This is a genomic window from Thalassospira sp. MIT121401 (assembly GCF_047125595.1).
Taxonomy (GTDB): Bacteria; Pseudomonadota; Alphaproteobacteria; order Rhodospirillales; family Thalassospiraceae; genus Thalassospira; species Thalassospira povalilytica.
Genome location: NZ_CP138926.1, coordinates 3,515,942 through 3,534,890, shown reverse-complemented (window position 1 = coordinate 3,534,890; position 18,949 = coordinate 3,515,942). Strand labels below are relative to the sequence as shown.

General features: G+C 55.9%; 17 protein-coding genes. 13 read left to right on the top strand and 4 right to left on the bottom strand.

Going from position 1 to position 18,949, the window contains the following annotated elements:
- Positions 1-26 precede the first annotated feature (26 nt).
- Positions 27-836 (top strand): HAD family hydrolase, encoded by an 810-nt coding sequence (locus SIB88_RS16265; RefSeq protein WP_412558550.1) that lies wholly within the window; start codon positions 27-29, stop codon positions 834-836.
- Positions 837-1,228: 392 nt separating this feature from the next.
- Here SIB88_RS16265 and SIB88_RS16260 read toward each other — a convergent pair whose 3' ends face one another.
- Positions 1,229-1,960, bottom strand: coding sequence for a FadR/GntR family transcriptional regulator (locus SIB88_RS16260; protein ID WP_068517929.1), 732 nt, complete (start codon positions 1,958-1,960; stop codon positions 1,229-1,231).
- 219 nt (positions 1,961-2,179) lie between these two features.
- Between SIB88_RS16260 and SIB88_RS16255 the strand changes: the two genes are divergently transcribed.
- The 3 genes from SIB88_RS16255 (at position 2,180) to SIB88_RS16245 (ending at position 5,108) form a co-directional block, all read left to right on the top strand.
- A complete protein-coding gene (locus SIB88_RS16255; RefSeq protein ID WP_289078292.1) occupies positions 2,180-3,166 on the top strand; it encodes an aldose 1-epimerase in 987 nt (328 codons plus the stop codon).
- 134 nt (positions 3,167-3,300) lie between these two features.
- Entirely contained in the window at positions 3,301-4,017 is a 717-nt protein-coding gene (locus SIB88_RS16250; protein WP_068517931.1) for a FadR/GntR family transcriptional regulator, read from the top strand.
- A 191-nt stretch (positions 4,018-4,208) separates the two neighbouring features.
- A complete protein-coding gene (locus SIB88_RS16245; protein ID WP_412558549.1) occupies positions 4,209-5,108 on the top strand; it encodes an SMP-30/gluconolactonase/LRE family protein in 900 nt (299 codons plus the stop codon).
- A 90-nt stretch (positions 5,109-5,198) separates the two neighbouring features.
- Here SIB88_RS16245 and SIB88_RS16240 read toward each other — a convergent pair whose 3' ends face one another.
- The gene (locus tag SIB88_RS16240) at positions 5,199-5,963 is read right to left on the bottom strand and encodes a 2-keto-4-pentenoate hydratase (RefSeq protein ID WP_412558548.1); all 765 of its coding nucleotides are present in this window, start codon (positions 5,961-5,963) and stop codon (positions 5,199-5,201) included.
- Positions 5,964-6,244: 281 nt separating this feature from the next.
- On the opposite strand from SIB88_RS16240, the gene kdgD reads away from it, so the two are divergent.
- The 9 genes from kdgD (at position 6,245) to SIB88_RS16195 (ending at position 15,995) form a co-directional block, all read left to right on the top strand.
- Positions 6,245-7,171, top strand: coding sequence for a 5-dehydro-4-deoxyglucarate dehydratase (gene kdgD / locus SIB88_RS16235; RefSeq protein ID WP_068517934.1), 927 nt, complete (start codon positions 6,245-6,247; stop codon positions 7,169-7,171).
- A 244-nt stretch (positions 7,172-7,415) separates the two neighbouring features.
- Positions 7,416-8,408, top strand: a complete 993-nt coding sequence (locus tag SIB88_RS16230) for a TRAP transporter substrate-binding protein (protein WP_068517935.1) — start codon at positions 7,416-7,418, stop codon at positions 8,406-8,408.
- Positions 8,409-8,516: 108 nt separating this feature from the next.
- Positions 8,517-9,062 (top strand): TRAP transporter small permease, encoded by a 546-nt coding sequence (locus tag SIB88_RS16225; RefSeq protein WP_101247403.1) that lies wholly within the window; start codon positions 8,517-8,519, stop codon positions 9,060-9,062.
- Positions 9,063-10,352 (top strand): TRAP transporter large permease, encoded by a 1,290-nt coding sequence (locus SIB88_RS16220; protein WP_068517937.1) that lies wholly within the window; start codon positions 9,063-9,065, stop codon positions 10,350-10,352.
- A 34-nt stretch (positions 10,353-10,386) separates the two neighbouring features.
- On the top strand, positions 10,387-11,181 hold the full coding sequence (locus tag SIB88_RS16215) for an NAD-dependent epimerase/dehydratase family protein (RefSeq protein WP_068517938.1): 795 nt from the start codon (positions 10,387-10,389) through the stop codon (positions 11,179-11,181).
- Positions 11,182-11,329: 148 nt separating this feature from the next.
- Positions 11,330-11,854: an RNA polymerase sigma factor gene (locus tag SIB88_RS16210; protein WP_068517939.1), complete on the top strand. Its 525-nt coding sequence runs from the start codon at positions 11,330-11,332 to the stop codon at positions 11,852-11,854.
- Between the two features lie 75 nt (positions 11,855-11,929).
- Positions 11,930-12,997, top strand: coding sequence for a FecR family protein (locus SIB88_RS16205; RefSeq protein ID WP_412558547.1), 1,068 nt, complete (start codon positions 11,930-11,932; stop codon positions 12,995-12,997).
- 108 nt (positions 12,998-13,105) lie between these two features.
- On the top strand, positions 13,106-15,505 hold the full coding sequence (locus SIB88_RS16200; RefSeq protein WP_412558546.1) for a TonB-dependent receptor: 2,400 nt from the start codon (positions 13,106-13,108) through the stop codon (positions 15,503-15,505).
- A gap of 79 nt (positions 15,506-15,584) precedes the next feature.
- Positions 15,585-15,995: a hypothetical protein gene (locus SIB88_RS16195; RefSeq protein WP_068517942.1), complete on the top strand. Its 411-nt coding sequence runs from the start codon at positions 15,585-15,587 to the stop codon at positions 15,993-15,995.
- 35 nt (positions 15,996-16,030) lie between these two features.
- Here the strand turns inward: SIB88_RS16195 and fhuB are convergent, their stop codons facing one another.
- Together fhuB and SIB88_RS16185 are read right to left on the bottom strand one after the other, a co-directional pair.
- Entirely contained in the window at positions 16,031-18,016 is a 1,986-nt protein-coding gene (fhuB, locus tag SIB88_RS16190) for a Fe(3+)-hydroxamate ABC transporter permease FhuB (protein WP_206927845.1), read from the bottom strand.
- Entirely contained in the window at positions 18,013-18,948 is a 936-nt protein-coding gene (locus tag SIB88_RS16185) for an ABC transporter substrate-binding protein (protein WP_412558545.1), read from the bottom strand. Before SIB88_RS16185 ends, fhuB begins: the two co-directional genes overlap by 4 nt.
- Position 18,949 lies beyond the last annotated feature (1 nt).

The following is an 18,949-nucleotide window of genomic DNA, read 5'->3' as shown; positions in this document are numbered from 1 at the left end:
GACAAATGAAACAAGCCAGGTTCAACATGGCCCAGGAAAACGAACAAGAAAACAAAGATGGAAACGAAGCCAGCAACAAAGATGGACGCTTTGCCGGAAACGAAGACCAACGCCGCCCGGAACAGGGGCCAGCGTCACCTTCATCAATAGCCAAGCTGTTTGACGGCTGCAAGGTTGTGCTGTTTGACTGTGACGGTGTCCTGGTCGATAGCGAACCGATCTCGCTTGCGACCCTTGTTGATGTTCTGGATCATTTCGGCGCCCCCTTATCGTTTCGCGAGGTTGCCGACCGGTTCACCGGCCGGTCAAGTTCGGCCCCGATCGATCATATCCGCAGCCAGACCGGCGCCGATATCAGTGCCGAATTCAAACCGTTCTTTTATCAGAAACTGTTTGCGCGCTATGACACGGAACTGGCCAAGATCAGTGGCATTGATCTGGTGCTTTCGGCCCTGCGCAGCCGGGATCTGGCCTTTTGCATTTCATCAAGCAGCTCGGTCGAACGGTTGGAAAAAACCATGGTGGTTACCGGCCTTGGCCCGTGGTTCGCAGAACGGATCTATAGTGCCGATTTTGTCAAAAACGGCAAGCCGGCCCCGGATCTGTTTTTGCATGCCTGTGCCGATATGGGCTTTTCGCCGTCATCGACCATCGTCATCGAAGATTCCGTTGCCGGTGTCACCGCGGCGGTTGCTGCCGGAATGAAATGTATCGGCTTTGTCGGTGGCGGCCATTATGCTGGTCAGGAAACCGATGCGACCAACCGGCTTTATGATGCCGGGGCCGATATCGTGATTTCCGACATGACGGTTCTGGCCGCTGCCCTGACCGACTGAGTGGATCGGGCCTGACCAGACCAGAGCGCCCAGACCGGACCCGACCAGATCGGACGGGACCGCCCAGGCTACCCGCAGCTCCGATGATTGCCTGACGACCGGGCAACGGCCGGGCCAAAATAGTGGCGGCGTTTGCCAAATGCCGTGACGTGTTGTTCGGTCCCCGAACCGCTGATGCCCGGGACACATCATTTGCACCCCGGTTCGACAGGGCCTGTGCAAGGTTTGATCGGAATTTTCTGACCGTTTGCAAAGGATCGCGCCGCTGACACCTTGCATCGGATCGCCTGCGCTTCATTCATTCGCCAATCCATCGACGGATGCGTGTGGTCGTTGATCGGGCGACCTTATCCGGTGGTGCGAAATCGTTTGATGACGCGCAGTTGATCGGCTTATCGCTGGGTCAGCAGTTTCTGATAGCGGGTCTGGCTCAGGCTAAGGTGATCGCGCATGGCCTTGCGGGCGGTGTCATCGTCGCGGGCGGCGATTGCATCATAGATGCGCCGATGTTCACCCAGGATCATCTGCATATAGGATTTCTGATCTTCGGCTTCTGGTGGACGACGACGAAGTTGCGCCCGCGGAATGGTCTTGTCGCCCAGATGTTCGAGAAATTCGGCATAGCGGCGGTTATTGGTGGCCGCGGCAATCGCGCTGTGGAATTCGAAATCGGCCGGGGCGGTGGGTTCCCCTTTTTCCAGGGCACGTTCCATTTTTTCCATTGCTTCGAAAATCTTGGCCTGCTGGGCGACGGAACTGCGCATGCAGGCAAGACCGGCGGCCTCGATTTCGACGGCCATACGCAATTCAAGAATTTCCAGAACGTCCGATACCTGGGCGTAATCGACTTCAAAAATCGATTTGTCATTGCTTCGGGTTTCCGGGGCCAGAACAAACACACCGGCCCCCTGACGGGGTTCAAGAAGCCCGTCGGCCTTAAGGGCGGCGATGGCTTCGCGAATGACGGTGCGGCTGACGCCGAACCGCTCTGTCAAAACCGGTTCGGTTGGCAATTTGCTGCCCGGTTCGCGCTGTCCGCTTTCAATTTCGGAACGCAGGCTTGCAATCACCTTTTCGGTCAGGGAAACTTTGCGGGGCGTATTTGACGCACTGGTCTTGTTCATTTTGCGTGTCCGATAAATCCGGTATAAAACAACCGGATATAAAAAAGATGCTCAGTGTTAAAGTTTAATTGGCGCTTTGGGCGACACCATCTTCAAATCGTCGTATGAGGATGGTGTGCGGATCAGGTTTCATTATTTTGAGTAGTCATCGAATTCAAATTAATGAAACCTGATCCTAAAGTCATCATATGATTTTGGTTGGAATTGAGGCACCTGCTTATGTCCAAAAAGGGCGAACCGGAATACCGCTGGAACAGCGGCCCATTTCAGATTGGCATTGTTCCCCAGGGCGGGGCGATATCGCGGATCGACTGGATCCGTCCCGATGGCAAAGGCACCATCAATCTGTTGCGTCCGGTCACCGAACAGGCGCTGAAATCGGGAAACCCGTCAAGTCTTGGCTGTTTTCCGATGGTGCCGTTTGCCAACCGGCTGGCCTTTGCCGAGTTCGAATTTGACGGCCGCATCGTCAAGGTGCCGGCCAACCGCCCGCCCAGCCCGCATGCGATCCATGGTTTTGGCCGGGCTGCGGAATGGACAATTGAACGTCCGACCGTCGACAGTCTGCGCTTCAATCACAAGCATGACGATCCCGAAAGCGGCTTTGTCTATGTCGCCTGGCAGGAATTCAAGGTCACGCCCGATGATGTCACCATTGAAATCGGTGTGCGCCATCTGGGTCGGACCCCGATGCCCTATGGCATCGGATTGCATCCGTGGTTCCCGGGTGGGGATGATGTTTCGGTCTCGTTTATTGCCACCGACTGCTTTGGTACGGACGAGGACATGTTGCCGACCACGCGCACGGTGATTGATCTTGGGCGGGACTTTTCCGATGGCAAGATGATCCGTCATAACCGGGGGCTCGATGTGCATTATACCGGCTGGCACCGCGAAACCGACATGGTTTGGGAAGATGCAGGTTACAGTCTCAAGATGCTGGCAAGTGACCGGTTTTCGAACCTGCAATTCTATATCCCCGAAGACGGCAAGACATTCTGTGTCGAGCCGGTAAGCCATGTTCCAAACGTCCATAACCGTCCGGAATTCAAGGAATTCGGTGATTTGCTGGTGCTCGATAAAAATCAGACCCTGTCTGGCACCATGACGCTGATTCCGACCCTGCTGGCACAGCCTGACAGTGGTCTGGTCGATGATGACGAAATCATCACACCGCAAAGCCGCGACTATTCACTGGTTGATTGATCCAGCCACTTTCAAGCCGCGATCATCCCCCGATCCGTGATCGGTTCGGGGGCTTTACCCGTGCGGGAATAGTCGATAAAACTTACAAGTAAGTTTTACAAGATGACAAGTACTCACAGCGTCCGGGGGACGGGATGACCGAATTGCTGCTTAAGGTCCAGAAGCGCGAAAAACTTGCTGATCAGCTTTATGGTCAAATTCTTGAACAGATCGTCTCGGGCAATCTGGGCGAGGGGACGAAACTGCCGTCCGAGAACGAGATTTGCGCATCCTTTGGCGTGTCGCGACCGGTCGTGCGCGAGGCCTTGCGCAAATTGCAGTCCGACGGGCTGGTCTATGCGCGCCAGGGCGTTGGTTCCTTTGTGAAAAAACGCCCGCCCCAGGGACTGATCGAATTTGGCGGGGTCAATGATGTGGCCGGGCTTTTGCGGTGTTTTGAAGCCCGCATCGCGATCGAGGGGGCAACGGCACGCATGGCGGCCGAACGTGCGAGTGTGCGCCATCACCGTGAAATCGAAAATGCTTTGAAAACGCTTGAAGACGGGGTGGCTGCCGGTGACATTGCCGATAAGGCCGATCTTGATTTTCACATGGCAATCGCGCGCGCCAGCGGCAATGAAATCTTTCTGACCATTCTGAATTCGCTGCATGGGGTAATGCAGAAATCGATGAATGTGGCGCTGAACATCACCCGGTCCGGGTCGGCGGACCGCGCCAAACGCGTGCTTGCCGAACATCGTCAGATCTATGATGCGATTCTGGGCCGGGATGGCGACAGTGCCGAATTGATGATGCGTTATCACCTCCATCAGGCCCGCCAGCGTGTCACCGACCACGCCCGCGACATGTAAAATTTTCCTGCCCGATTGCGATCTGCCTGATGGCCGATTTCCGGCGCATACCGGTCGTCTGCACTGCTGCATCAACGCATCACAAGTGATCGGGGTACCGACCCGGCTGGCAAATAATGTTGACAAGCACAGCCCCGGATGGGCACACCAGTATTCATTGAAATTGATCATATGAATTTTAGGGGGTGACAATGTCGGGCAATGATCAGGTGCCGTATCAGCCGGAAATCCTGCTGGATGAAACTTTTACCTTGGCGGAATGTCCCAATTGGGATGCCCGGAATAACCGGCTTTACTGGACCGATATCCTGAATTGCAAGCTGCATGCCCTTGATGTCGCATCGGGGCAGCGCCGTGTCTGGGAATTTGACAGCGAACTGGGCTGTTTCGGCCTGACCGATGCGGGGCGCATTATTGTCGCCCTGCGCAAGGATATCCTGTTCCTTGATCCCGAAACCGACGAACGTGTTGCTTTGTGCCGGATCGAAGATGGCATCAAAAGCCGCACCAATGACGGCAAGATCGGCCCGGACGGGGCGTTCTGGGTCGGTACGATGGATGACAATCCCGACAAGCAGCCGATCGCGTCGCTGTATCGGATTACGCCCGACGGGAGGATTGATCAAAAGGCAACCGGCTTCAAGATTTCCAACGGCATCGCCTGGTCACCGGACGGGGCGCAGATGTATCATTCTGATTCACGCGGGCCCTGGGTCAATCGATGGGATTTCGATGTTGCCAGTGGTGCCATTTCCAACTGCACGCGGTTTCTTGATCTTGATGATACGCTGGGCCGCCCGGATGGGGCCGCGGTCGATATGGATGGCTGTTACTGGTCGGCCGGGGTGTCAGCGGGCAATCTGAACCGCTTTGCGCCCGATGGCACCTTGTTGCTGTCAATTCCGATGCCGATGCCCAATCCGACCATGCCATGTTTTGGCGGGCCGGATATGAAAACCCTTTATGTTACCAGCCATCAGGAAGGCTATAGTGCGGAAAAACGCGCCGAATTCCCCCATGCGGGCAAGCTGGCGTCATTGCGCGTCGAGGTTCCCGGCGTCGCGGTTACGCGCTTTCGCGAAAAGGGCTGATGTCCGGCCTTTGACGCCATGAACCGATAAAACAAAAGCCATGCAGGTTGCCCCGCATGGCTTTTTCAGTACCGGGTCGTGATCTTGTGATCAGACCTTTTTGATCTCGGCGGTCACCTTGCCCAGCCCGTCAAAGATCGCTTCGATCTTGCCATGCGGGCTGATGGTCGGAAGTGCACAGGCCCCGGTGGTGATCACATCGCCGGCCTTAAGGTTTTTACCCCGCTTGGCCAGAAAGCCGACCAGATATTCCAGCCCGCCAAAGATTTCCGGCCATGCATCGGGATCATCATTGCTGGCAAGGATTTCGCCGTCGCTTTTGGTGGTGACCTTGCCACCGATAAAGCCAAGATCACGCCAGCCTTCAATTTCCTGTCCCAGCACGAAATAGCCGGTGGAATTCAGATCCGCTAGCGTCTGGATCGGGTCCTGCTTTTCATGATAGCGCCTGTCGGCGATTTCGATCGCAAGATGCATTGATCTGATGTGATCAAGAATGTCGCTTGATGTGGCATCCGGGGCCGGGGTGCTGTCCATGACCACGGCAATTTCGGCCTCGATATTGGGGAAATGCAGATCATTGGTGGTCAGTTGCGCCCCGTCCGAAAGAATGCGGCCATCCAGAAGCGGCCCGACCAGCGGCCCGTCCGCGCCGATTTTTTCCTGTGCCGCGCGGGTGGCAACCGCAAGCTTCCATCCCGCCTGTTTTGCCCCGCTTAGTGCAAGGGTGGCGTCCTGGATTTCATAGGCCTCGTCAAACGCGGTCGGCGCGACGTCAGCAGGCAGCGGATCAATCAGGCGGTGATTGACAAAGGCATCGGCCAGAATGCGGCTGGCAGCAGAAATATCGGTCATTCCCGGTCTTCTTGGTTGTGAGTGTAAGGATCTGATAACCCGACCCTAATCGGCTTTGGGGGCAAAGTCATCATATCAATTGGTGCGATTCGCGCAGAATGACCGAAAATTGAAGTCGTCATACCAAAGTTCAGTGGTTCTAATATAACTCTAAAACCCTTGTGTTGCGCAGTTTTTATGGGCTTCGAGTTGCACTATGTAATATGTTTGACAAAATAATATGATGAATTTATAGAGTCATCATAGTTGTTGTGACCTATTTAAGACTTGAAGGACGCTTGATGCATTATCTTGAGATGAAAAAGGCCATTGGTGCCGGGTTGCTGTCATTCCCGGTGACGCCTTTTGATGCCGAGGGCAAGCTTGACCTTGATGCGTATCGCGCGCATGTCGGCTGGCTGTCGCAATATCCCGCAACGGCATTGTTTGCAGCAGGCGGTACCGGGGAATTCTTTTCCCTGACCCCGGCCGAAGTCGTTCAGACTGTGCGTGCGGCCAAGGAAGTCGCCGGTGACACGCCGATCATTGCCGGGTGCGGTTACGGCACCGCCATGGCGGTTGAACTGGCCCGCGAATGTGAGGCCGCCGGTGCGGACGGTCTGCTTTTGTTGCCGCAATATCTGGTCGGGGCCGAACAGGAAGGTTTGTTTGCCCGGGTCAAGGCTGTCTGTGATGCGGTCGAAATCGGTGTGATTGTCTATAACCGTGACAATTCGATCATCACCGCCGAAACCCTGGCCAAGCTGTGCGATGTTTGCCCGAACCTGGTCGGGTTCAAGGACGGTCATGGCAATATCGAAATGGTGACCAAGGTTTGCACGCTGATCGGTGATCGCCTGTCCTATATTGGCGGCATGCCGACCGCAGAAGTCTTTGCCAAGGCCTACAAGGCGGCTGGTGTGACCACCTATTCATCCGCCATTTTCAATTTCCTGCCGCAACAGGCACTTGATTTCTATGACGCGCTGACCCGTGATGATGATGAAACCATGAACCGGGTGCTCAAGGAATTCTTCTATCCGTATCTCGATATCCGCAATCGCGGCAAAGGATACGCCGTTTCCATCGTCAAGGCGGGAATGCGCGTGATCGGTCGCGATACCGGTCCGGTGCGCAGTCCGCTGACCGATTTGACCGACAAGGAACATGACATGTTGGCAGAGGTCATCCGCAATGCCTATGGCGATGGTGCGTTGCGTATGGCCTAGGCATGGCGGTGCCTTCACGGCCTGCCAGATATCCCGGCAGGTGGTTCTGCCGGGATCCTTATTCGCGACGCCAAAATAAAAATCGGGCGCGCACTGGACCGGAAGGTCTATTAGACTAGTTGTTAACTAATCTTACAGTTGTCCTTACAAGTTGGGAATTGTAAGATTATACGACAATAAGAAGTTCCCATCAGGGAAAACAAGGCTTTAACGCAAGTGACAAAATGTCTCGGGAGGACTCCAAATGAATAACTTTCTCAAAACCACGACACTGACGATTGCAGCGGCTGCTGTGTCGGTGGCGCTGGCATCGGGTGCACAGGCAAAAGAATGGCGCGGCTGGAACATCCATCCGCCGGAATATCCGGTTTCGACCGGCATGGAAGAATTTGCCAAAATCATCAATGAAAAATCCGGCGGCGAACTTGAAGCCAAGGTTTATCATGGTGGTGTTCTTGGCGATCAGCCTGATGCGATCCAGCAGGTCCGTCTTGGCGGCCTGGACTGGGCTGTGTTCAACCTCGGCCCGCTTGGTGAAGTTGCTCCCGAGGCGAACGTTGTATCGCTGCCCTTCATCTTCAAAAACGTCGATGCCATGCACAAGGTCATGGACGGCCCGGCCGGTCAGCAGATCGCCGATGGCCTGATCAAGGCCGGCCTTCAGCCGCTTGGCTGGTATGATTCCGGTGCGCGTTCCTTCTATAACACCAAGCATCCGATCAATACCCCGGCCGATCTCAAGGGTCTGAAGTTCCGCGTCATGAGCAACGATCTTTATGTTCAGATGGTCGCAGCCCTTGGCGGCAACGCCACCCCGATGGCCTATGGCGAAGTTTACCAGTCGCTGAAAACCGGCGTGATTGACGGCGCGGAAAACAACTATCCGTCCTATGACAGCTCGGGCCATTTCGAAGCGGCGAAATACTATTCCGTGACCCAGCACCTGATCCTTCCGGAATGCCTGTGCATCAACAAGGCGCTTTATGACAGCCTGTCGGATGACGAAAAGAAAATCGTCCACGAAGCCGCTGATGCATCGGTTGAAGTACAGCGTGCCGCATGGGCCGCACGTGCTGAAAAATCCAAGGAAAAAGTCATTGCCGCGGGCATCGAAGTCAACGAGATCGCCGACAAGCAGGCTTTCCAGGACGCAATGCAGCCGGTCTATGACAACTTCCTGAAGTCCAACCCGGATCTGGCCGATCTGGTCAAAGCCATCCAGGATGCGCAGAAATAAAATATGAATGATTGAAAGGGCGGCGATGATATCGTCGCCCTTCTTTCTGTCTGTGCTACTTTCATATCCGGCTTGGATACGGATTAATCAATTTCTGGCGGCGCATAGATGTTTTCCAGCTTTATCAATTTGATCGACCGTCTGGGCGGCGGGATAGCCGGGGTTCTCAACCTGATCGGCGGTTTGGCGCTTGTGGCGCTTATTCCCAGTTTCGCCTGGCTGGTTTTCGGACGGTATGTTCTTAATGAAACGCCGACCTGGGTTGAACAGATCTCTCTGATCCTGATCGTTCTGATTACCTTTCCTGTGGCGGCAGCCGGGATGCGCGACAACAGCCATCTTTCGGTATCGTTCTTTCGCGATGCGTTGCCTCCGAAAATTGCCGCGATTGTCGCTGCCATCAGTTATGCGGCCATGGCGTGGTTCGGATACTGGATGCTGATGGGCGGTATGGATCTGGTGGCGTTCAACTGGGCCAAGAAAATGCCGATCATCCATATTTCCGATGGCTGGCGTTCGGTGCCGATGGCGGTGTGCGGGGCGGGGATCGCATTTTTCAGCGTTCTTCACATCCTCAAGATCATTACCCGCTGGAAAACCATTTCCAATGCGCGTTTTTACCACGACGATTTGCTGAACAAGGACGTTGAATAAATGGGCATGACCATTCTTCTTGGCGTATTTGCCATCGGTATCCTGATTGGCATGCCCGTTGCCATCGCACTTGGCATCGCAGCGCTTGGGGCCTTCTTTTTCGAAGGTCTGCCAACCCTGATCGCCTTTCAGCGCATCGGGTCGGGTATCTCGGCCTTTTCGCTTCTGGCCATTCCGTTCTTTATCTTTGCCGGCGAGCTGATGCTTCATGGCGGGATCGCGTCACGGCTGGTGCAGTTTGCAACCGCCCTTGTCGGAAGCCGACGCGGCGGTCTTGGCATTGTGAACGTGTTTTCATCGATGCTGTTTGGCGGCATTTCCGGGTCGGCCGTTGCCGATACATCCGCGCTTGGCTCGATCCTGATCCCGGTGATGAAAAAGGAAGGCTACCGCGCCGATTATGCGGTCAACGTCACCGTGACCTCATCGATTGCCGGCATCATGATCCCGCCAAGCCACAACATGATCCTGTATGCAGTGGCCGCGGGCGGGGGGATTTCGATTTCCAAGCTGTTCATGGCCGGTGTGGTGCCGGGCATTATCATGTGCCTGCTGCTTGGTCTTGCGACCTGGCTTGTCGCGATCAAGCATGGCTATCCGGCTGAACCGTTCCCGGGCTGGCGGGTGGTCTGGCAGACTGCGGTGCGGGCCATTCCGGGCTTCTTTACCGCTGTGATCATTGTCGGCGGGGTTCTCAGTGGTGTGTTCACCGTCACGGAATCCGGTGCAATCGGGGTTGCCTATGCGCTGATCATTACCGGGCTTGTCTATCGCGAACTCAGCTGGGCGGGGTTTGTTGCTGCGGTCAAGCAATCGGCCAAGACAACGGCGCTTGTCATGTTGCTGGTCGGCTGTGCATCGGCATATGGCTATATGCTGGCCTTCTATCAGGTGCCCGATGCGCTGGCCGATGCGATTACCGGGATTACTGACAATCCGATCATGGTGTTGTTGCTGATCAATGTCATGTTGCTGATTGCCGGCATGATCATGGATATGGCGGCATTGATCCTGATCTGCACGCCGATCTTCCTGCCGCTGGCGGTTCAGTTCGGCATGGATCCGATCCAGTTCGGCATGGTGCTGATGATGAATTTGGGCCTTGGCCTGTGTACGCCGCCGGTCGGGTCGTGCCTGTTTGTCGGCTGCGCGATTGGCGGGGTGAAAATCGAAAAGGCGGTTCAGTCGATCTGGCCATTCTATCTGGCGATCTTGAGCGCGCTTTTGCTGACAACCTATATTCCTGCGATTTCGATGACGCTGCCCAATCTTGTATTTGGCGCCAATTGATCGCGGACAGACACGCATATCAAAGAGGATAAAGATGAAACGTTTGCTGATTACCGGTGCTGGTGGCAACCTTGGGAAAATCTGCCGCGAAGGGCTTAAGGGCTATGCCGATGTCATTCGCCTGTCCGATATTTCCCCGATGGACCCGGCCGGCCCGAACGAGGAAGTCGTGCAATGCGACCTGTCTGATCGTGCGGCCGTGATCGAACTGACCAAGGATGTCGACGGTATCATTCATCTGGGCGGGATTTCGATCGAGGCGGCCTTTGATGATCTGCTTCAGGCCAACCTTGCGGGCACCTATAACCTGTATGAAGGGGCGCGTCAGAACGGGGTGGGGCGCATCATGTTTGCCAGCTCCAACCATGCAATCGGTTTTCACAAGCGCACCACCAAACTTGATGACAAATCCGAACTGCGCCCCGATAGCCTCTATGGCGTAACCAAATGCTATGGCGAGGCGGTGGCGAGCTATTACTACGACAAGTTCGATGTCGAAACGGTATCGGTCCGTATCGGGTCGTGCTTTGAAAAGCCGCGCGATCGCCGCATGCTGTCGACCTGGCTCAGCCCGCGTGACTTCCTGTCGCTGATGAAGGCGATCTTTGATGCCCCAATGACCGGTCATCTGGTGGTGTACGGGGTATCGGACAACAAAACCAAATGGTGGAGCAACGATCACGCCGATTTCCTTGGCTGGAAACCGCAAGACAGCTCCGAACAGTTCCGCGCGGAAATCGAAGCCGCCTTTGGCCCCGAAGACCGTCACGATCCGGCGGTGATCTATCAGGGCGGCGGGTTTGCCGCCAAGGGCCATTTCGAAGACTGATTTCGCGTCATCTTCGATCATTTTCCTTTTGGCAAAAGGTCCGCAATTGCGGGCCTTTTTGCTTTTGGCATTGACGGCGTGCCGGATCGAAGATAATCAAAGATGAAAATGATAACGGTTATCATTATCGGAAATCAGGTGCGGCAAAATGGCGGTCGATGACCGTTTTTGGGATTCCATCTTTCAGCAATATCATGATCGTTTGTTGCGTCAGGTTCAGAAATACCTGCCGACGCGCGACGAAAGCCATGACGTATTGCAGGATCTTTATGTGCAGCTGCGCCATCGCAATGTCGATCCGGCCCAGATTGCCAACCCGCCGGCCTATATGATGCGCATGGCGACAAATCTGGCGATTGATGCGCTGCGGCGTCATAAACGCAATCCGCTTGAATTCACCGATCCGGCCGAAATCAGCGACATGGAAGGGGCCGGGGCACAATCGGTCACCCCTGAACAGATCAGTGCCGATCGTCAGCGTCTTGATATCGTCAAGGCCGCGATTGACGAATTGCCGCCCCGGTGCCGCGAAGTATTTTTGCTGTGCAAGCGTGACCATCTGAGCCCGACCGAGGCCGCCGAACAGCTTGGCGTCAGTCGCAATATGGTCGAAAAGCATTTGCGTCAGGCGCTTAGACATTGCAAACAGGTGTTGGCGCGCCATGAAAACTGAACATCCTCAAATGACTGCGTTAAACGTCATCAAGATAACAAACCACGCAGCCAGAAGCCGGGTATCGACTTTGCCATGACAGAATTCCGCTATCCCGAAGACTGCCAAAGCAATGAAGACATTGCCGATTACTGGGCGGTCCGCCTTGATCAATCGGATTTGACCCCGGCCGAGGAAGCTGCCTTCAGCGCCTGGCAGGATGCCGATCCGGGCAATCCGCAACGCTTGGTGCGGGCCTGCCAGATTTGGCAAAGCATGGAAATCGCCGCAGCCGAGGACGGCGCGGCATTATCCGATAGCGCCACGCGTGACACCCGCGCTGATGAGCCGAAGCCGGTCGATCTGGCCGGTGTGCGCCGTGATCTTGAACGGTTGGGCGCGCTGGAAGGCGGCAGTGGACGGTTGCCGGGCATGCGATCGGCCAAACGGCCATTTCGCCCGGTTCTGGCAGTGCTGACCTGTCTGGTGCTGGTGGTGTTGTTTGGCTATTCGGCCTTTCAGCCCGATCCCGATCTGGTTGCAGAAGCAGACGCATCGGTGGTTGGTCAGATGCATGACCTGCCCGATGGATCGAGCATCTGGATGGAGCCCGGAACCCGGGTCGCCCTGAATTACAGTGACGCCCTGCGCGATATTACCGTTCTGGAAGGCGGTATTTTCATCAAGGTCGCAAAGGATGCATCACGTCCGTTGCGCATCCACCTTAACCAGGTCACGGCGATTGCGGTTGGCACCGCCTTTAGCGCGTCGAAATGGGGCGGGCATGCGCGGGTCGAAGTATCCGAAGGCACAGTCGATCTGGAAGACCGCAAGATGCGCTTGGCGCGCCTGGTGGCCGGGCGGGCGGCATGGCAGGACGCGGACGGGGATCTTCATTTTGCCGAAGTCGCCCCCGAACGGGTTGCGCCATGGCGTGGCGGGCGCTGGATTGTTGATGATATGCCGATTGATGAATTGCTGGCGCGGATTGCGCCGCTGATGGGGGATCTGACCTTTGTTCGCGATCCGCGTCTGGGCGATATCACCGTATCGGGCAGCTTTGATATCAGCAAACCGCACAGCGCACATGATGCCTTGCTGGCAGCTTACGGTCTTGAAGAACGGGCGTTTCCCGCCGGTTTCAGAATAATTTCAAGAAAATAGAAAAAATGTGCTCCTCAAATCGGAACCCGGTTCGTCATGAGGGTAATAGTGATTTGCATTATTATCTTCGAACGATGGGGGTAAGCTTTGAAAGCTGAGAATTCTGGAATGTCGCGTCTTTGGGGAACCACGGCACTTTTCGCGACTTTAATGATGGCAGCCGTGCCGATGGCATCGGCACAGGAAGGCACAACAACACCGCAACGGATCTCGATTGCGGCGGGCGATCTGCGCGGCGCGCTTGATCAGCTGGCCGATCAGTTTGGTCTGCAACTGATTGTTCAGGGTGATCTTTCGGGTATGAGCAGCGGCGATGTATCCGCAACGCTTGACGCGCGTGATGCCTTGCAATTGCTGCTTACCGGAACCGGGTATCAGTTTGAATTCGTCACCGATGACAGTGTGCGTATCGCACCGGCAAGTTCGGGCGCGCTTGAAAATGGCGGCACCACGGTCCTGCCCGAAGTGGTGGTCAGTGCCACCCGTTCGCGTCGGTCGATCAAATCCATGTCGCCATCGGTTGTGGTGATCGGTCGGGATCAGATCGAAACCCAGATGGCCAAAAGCAGCGACATCACCAATGTCATCCGCAACACGGTGCCGGGTTTCATGTTTGATGATCAAAGCCTGATTTCCAGCACGGAAACCTTCCGCGGGCGTGATGTCCAGGTGCTGGTTGACGGGGTATCGCGCAACACGCCGCTTCGAAATACCAGCCGTATCCTTTCAATGATCGATATCGCCCAGGTCGAAAGCATCGAAGTCATTCCGGGCTCAAACGCGCTGAACGGGGATGGCGCGACCGGGGCGACCATCAACATCATCACCAAAACCGGAGAAGTCGGAAATAACAGCTTTGTCGTTGACGGGCATGTCACCAGCTATACCGACGATATTGATGACAGTTTCTCGCCGTCGCTGACATTGTCGGGCAGTGGGGGTGTCGGTGCCGTCGATCTTGCCGCAAGTGTCACGGCATCGAAATCGGGTGATGCCTTTGACGGTTATGGCAATCAGGTGCCGTCGGATGCGATGCTGGGGCAGGGCGGATTTGATAATGCCGAAGACCTGAACGTCTTTGGCAAGGCCGGTGTGACGGTGGCCGATGGCCATCGCCTGTTCCTTTCGACCGAAGTCGTGCGGTTCCGTCAGGATATCGACTATAACGTTGATCTGACCACCGATCCGGTATCGGTTGATTACAACAATCCCTACACCGCGCAGCCGCTTGAAGATGAAAGCCAGTATTTCACCGCCGGGTACGAATATGATTTCGGTAAAATCGGCACCGGTGATCTGAAGCTGTTCTACAATGACAGCTACAAACAGGCCGCGCGCGCCGATTACCATGCCAGCTACAACCCGGCACTGGTTGCGCTTTCCAATGCCGGTTCGGTCGAAGACCCGCTGGGGCAGTCGGTGATTGATACCGTCAAATACGGCGTCAAGCTGTCGACCGATACCAGCCTTGATCCGGTTTATGATGGTCTGACCCTGACCTGGGGTGGGGATTTGACCTATGACGATGTCAAATATCGCACCATCAGCGGTCGCGACATTGGCGCGCCGATGACCCAGGATGGCCGGGCTGTGTTTGCACAGCTGAGCGCGCCTGTGACGCAGTTTGTCGATTTGTCGGGCGGTGTGCGATATGAAAAATATGACCTGACGGTCAAGGATTTCCTGCGTCCGAACTATATGCGCTATAACGCCGGTGTGGGTCAGGCGATCCTTGCCGCTGCGCAATATACCGGTGGCAACACGACCTATAGTGCGGTGACCTATAACGCATCGGCGGTGGTGCACTGGACCGATCGGATCGATACGTCGCTTAGCTATAGCGAAGGTTTCTCTGTACCCGATGTGGGGGCCTATACCCGCCGTGCCGGTTTCAACGGCGTTCCGATGAATTTCAGCGCCCTTGATGTCGAAGCATCCAAGGTCAAGACCTATGAACTGGCGGCACGCTATAACGGGCCCGATTTCCGCACGACCGGTGCCGTTTACATGAGCACCAATGAACGCGGCGATACGTTCGATGCCTCCACCAATGCGCTTAGCCAGCAAAAGGAACGCATCATCGGTGCCGAACTGACCGGCGAATATGATGTGACCGAAGATACCTATGTCGGGGCCCTGGCATCCTATGTCGAAGGTCGTTACGACAGTAACAAGAATGGCGATCTTGACAGCTGGTTGCCCAATAACCGCATCCCGTCCCCGTTCCGCTTTACCGGCTATGTCGACAGCTATGTCTGGGGCGATCTCAATATGCGTTTTGATGGCACCTATACCGCGCCACGCACCAAGATCGACAACAAGAAAGTCAAATCCAGTCTGGTTTTCAATCTGATGGGCAATTACCCGGTGCTTGGCGGGACGGCGCGCTTCGGGGTCGAGAACATCTTTGATGCCAGCTATGAAAATCCGGCGGCATCGGCCCTTCGCGGCTATTCGGTTGCCGGGCACGGACGCACAGTGACCATCGGTTTCCGGCGCGAATTCTGATCGCGACCGGTTACGGCAAAATTTGACCTTTATGGCCTGGCGGGATACCCGCCGGGCCCTTTGTACAAGGAGACCGGCGATGTTTCGTTCAAGCCAGCCCGCAGCCGACATCGTGCTGTTTGAAATGGTTGACCGCCAAAGTGATGCGGACGGGCAATCCTATCTGGCAGCCTTGCACGACCTTGCCCGGCGTCAGGACCCGGCGATCCTGATCCTGCGGGTTGCCGGCATGACCGAACAGGATCACGAAACCCGCAAACAGGCCGCCGCCTGGTTCAAGGAAAATCGCGACCGGCTTGGCATGTTCGCCAAGGGCCTTATTCGCGTCGATGAAGGCCATGACCATGGCGACGGGCATCTGCATGTTGATGATGCCCATGACGTCGAAAACAGCAACTTTGCCCGCATGCTGCCATTCCCGGTCAAACATGTGACAAGCCTTGATCAGGCATTTGCACTGGCGCAAAACTGGCCGCCCGAACCCGGTTGATATTACCCGTTCCGATGCGTGTGATGTCGCGGTGATTATCGTTTGCGCACAGCCAGAATCATGAAATAGCTGGTTCCGATCAGGGCCGCGATCAGTCCGGTCGGAAGCTGTGCCGGATAAATCAGGTTACGGGCCAGCCATTCGGCCACCATCATCACATTGACCCCGATCAGGACCGCACCCAGCAAATGCCCGCCTGCCAGCCGATACCCGGCAACACGGGCCAGATGCGGGGCCATCAGCCCGACAAAACTCAGCGGTCCGACAAGCAGGGTGGCACTGGCCGCAAGGATTGCCGCCAGCAGCATCATGGCAAACTGGAACCCCGAAATGCCAAGCCCCAGCGAAACCGACTGATCTGTGCCAAGGGACGCCAGTTCAAGCGGACGGCGAAGGGCAATGGCAACAATCAGCAACACCGCCGTTACCCCGGCAACGATCATGACCTCGTTCATATTGGTGAAATAGGTCGTCCCGGCCAGCCATGACATCAGCATGGTGGTCTGTGTACCGCTGCGGGTCAGCACAATGCGCACGATCGCCCCCAGAATGGCGGTCAGAGCCAAGCCGTTCAGCAACATGTAATGCGGTGCATGGGTAAATTTGCGACACAGAACAAGCAGCACCAGCAAGGATACAATACCGCCGGCCGCCCCGATCACCATCAGTTCGGCACGCTGTGCGAAGCCGAAAATCGCAAGTGCGATGATCATGGCAAGGGCGGTGGCCGAACTGACGCCGGTGATTTCCGGGCTGGCCAGCGGATTGCGCCCGACCCGCTGAATAAGCGTGCCCGAAACCGCAAGTGCGGCCCCGCAAATCATCGCGGCAAAGGTACGTTCCGAACGGCCCAGCAGAATGTCGTAACTGTCACCATCAAGACCAAGCACCGCAAAGCCGTTGCCATCGAGCGAAATGAACAGCGAGAAACCGATGCCCAGAACAAGCGTGATGCCCAGAATGATCGACAGGCCCAGCTTGGAAACGATTTCCTGATCGCTGTGCTGATCTTCGCTTTGGGTGCCGGGCATGATCCGTGCCTTGCGCAGGATCAGGATGATGAATGGTGCGCCAAACAGCGCGGTCGCAGCCCCGGTCGGCAACACATCCCCGCCCAGACCGTTAAACTGTCGCACGATGAAATCAATGACCATCAGCACAAACCCGCCGGTCAGCACCGAATAGATCATAAGATCACGTGACCGGGTCAGTCCGGCGATCCGCAGGGCCGCGGGCACGGCAAGACCAACAAAACCGATCAAACCGGCAGCTGAAATCACCGATGCGGTGATGAAAACCGCAAAACCAAGGATCAGCAACCGCAACACCGTGACCTTGGCCCCCAGCGAATTGGCGGTGTCATCGCCCAGTGCCAGCAGATCAAGCGGCCGCGACAGGGCCAGCACCGCAATCATGCCAATGATTACGCGCGGCAGGATAAATTGCGTGGCTTCCCAGCCATTCTGGGCCAGATCACCCGCCCCCCACATGAAGACCGATTGCAGATATTGTTCGTTAAACAGCAACACGATCTGGGATGCGGACTGCAACAGCAGATTGACAATCATGCCCGCCAGAATAAGCCACAGCGTCGCATTGCCGCGTTTTGATGCAATCAGATAGACCGCACCAAGCGCAATCATCCCGCCTGCCAGGGCAAAGGCTTCCTGAAAGATGGCCATTGATGCCGGCGCGACAAGCAGGAAAATGGTCAGGGCAAATTCAACGCCGGCCCCGACGCCAAGTGTCGTCGGCGATGCCAGCGGGTTGCGCAGAACGGTCTGGATCGCCGCCCCGGCGAGAGCCAGACCCGCCCCGCACAGAAACGCCATCACAAGGCGGGGCAGGGTGCTGTAATGAAACAGGATCTGGTCAAAGTCGGTTTCATCGGGGCTGAACATGACCTGCGTTGCCAGTCCTTTTTGCAGGAACGGCCAGAAATCAGCGATCAGGATACCAATACAGGACAGACCAAGCGCGACCAGCAAAGCAGCCGGAATGTTCGAACGGGTGTTGGTCATTGATGCGGGCCGTTCTCGATGCTTTCGGTCAGAAGTTTCGCAAAGCGAAGTGATGACGGAACCCCGCCATACATCCAGACAACCGGAAGTTCATAGACACGGTTGTTGCGCGTGAAATCCATGAATTTCCACATCGGGGATGCGAACATCTTGTCCAGAATGGCATCGGGCACCGGGTTGGTATAGACGACACTTTGCTTGGCATAAGGGGCAATCAGTTCAAGACCGCCACGGGCAAAGCCCCATTTGTTGACTTCGCCGTGAAAGGCCATCGGCACATTCATTGCGGCCATCACCGAACCGGGCAGGCTGGTGTCGCCAAACATGCCGATCGTGCTTTCATCAAAGAAATAGATGATATTGAGTTGCTGATCAGGGCCAAGGGCCGCACGGGTGCGCGCCCCATATTCGGCCAGTTTCGCATCGACATCGGCCAGATAGGCCGCACCTTCGGCTTCGCGGCCGGTGGCCTTGGCGATTTTGTCAAAAACTTCGCGTGCAGCCTGGAATGCCGGACGGTTTTCTTCAAACATCCGCAATTGCAAAACCGGTGCAATTTCCGACAGTTTCTCATAATTGATCCCGATATCGGGAATGGTAATGATCAGGTCGGGCTTTGCCGCGCGCAGGGCTTCAAGATTGGGCGATGATCGTTGCCCAAGATCGACAAACTTATCGGGCAGTGCCGGTTCTTCGACCCATTCGACATAATCAACCGGATCTGCAACCGCCACCGGATCAAGACCAAGTGCAATCACGGTTTCGGTAAAGGCCCAGTTGATGGTGGCAACGCGCATTGCCGGCCCCGGCAGTTCAAGTGTTCCGCGTTCATGTTCAATGCGGATCGGATCGGCATGGGCCGATGTCGCACTTACGACGCAAAATGTAGCGGCAACTAAAAGCCCGCTCAGAACAGTACGCAACAAAGCCATG

Bases quoted from the DNA above. Each gene is read 5' to 3' on its own strand.
- SIB88_RS16205 (WP_412558547.1), top strand. From the start codon at position 11,930: ATGACAGAATTCCGCTATCCCGAAGACTGCCAAAGCAATGAAGACATT.
- SIB88_RS16215 (WP_068517938.1), top strand. From the start codon at position 10,387: ATGAAACGTTTGCTGATTACCGGTGCTGGTGGCAACCTTGGGAAAATC.
- SIB88_RS16230 (WP_068517935.1), top strand. From the start codon at position 7,416: ATGAATAACTTTCTCAAAACCACGACACTGACGATTGCAGCGGCTGCT.
- SIB88_RS16195 (WP_068517942.1), top strand. From the start codon at position 15,585: ATGTTTCGTTCAAGCCAGCCCGCAGCCGACATCGTGCTGTTTGAAATG.
- SIB88_RS16265 (WP_412558550.1), top strand. From the start codon at position 27: ATGGCCCAGGAAAACGAACAAGAAAACAAAGATGGAAACGAAGCCAGC.
- SIB88_RS16200 (WP_412558546.1), top strand. From the start codon at position 13,106: ATGTCGCGTCTTTGGGGAACCACGGCACTTTTCGCGACTTTAATGATG.
- SIB88_RS16260 (WP_068517929.1), bottom strand. From the start codon at position 1,960: ATGAACAAGACCAGTGCGTCAAATACGCCCCGCAAAGTTTCCCTGACC.
- fhuB (WP_206927845.1), bottom strand. From the start codon at position 18,016: ATGACCAACACCCGTTCGAACATTCCGGCTGCTTTGCTGGTCGCGCTT.
- SIB88_RS16220 (WP_068517937.1), top strand. From the start codon at position 9,063: ATGGGCATGACCATTCTTCTTGGCGTATTTGCCATCGGTATCCTGATT.
- SIB88_RS16250 (WP_068517931.1), top strand. From the start codon at position 3,301: ATGACCGAATTGCTGCTTAAGGTCCAGAAGCGCGAAAAACTTGCTGAT.
- SIB88_RS16210 (WP_068517939.1), top strand. From the start codon at position 11,330: ATGGCGGTCGATGACCGTTTTTGGGATTCCATCTTTCAGCAATATCAT.
- SIB88_RS16185 (WP_412558545.1), bottom strand. From the start codon at position 18,948: ATGGCTTTGTTGCGTACTGTTCTGAGCGGGCTTTTAGTTGCCGCTACA.
- kdgD (WP_068517934.1), top strand. From the start codon at position 6,245: ATGCATTATCTTGAGATGAAAAAGGCCATTGGTGCCGGGTTGCTGTCA.
- SIB88_RS16245 (WP_412558549.1), top strand. From the start codon at position 4,209: ATGTCGGGCAATGATCAGGTGCCGTATCAGCCGGAAATCCTGCTGGAT.
- SIB88_RS16240 (WP_412558548.1), bottom strand. From the start codon at position 5,963: ATGACCGATATTTCTGCTGCCAGCCGCATTCTGGCCGATGCCTTTGTC.
- SIB88_RS16255 (WP_289078292.1), top strand. From the start codon at position 2,180: ATGTCCAAAAAGGGCGAACCGGAATACCGCTGGAACAGCGGCCCATTT.
- SIB88_RS16225 (WP_101247403.1), top strand. From the start codon at position 8,517: ATGTTTTCCAGCTTTATCAATTTGATCGACCGTCTGGGCGGCGGGATA.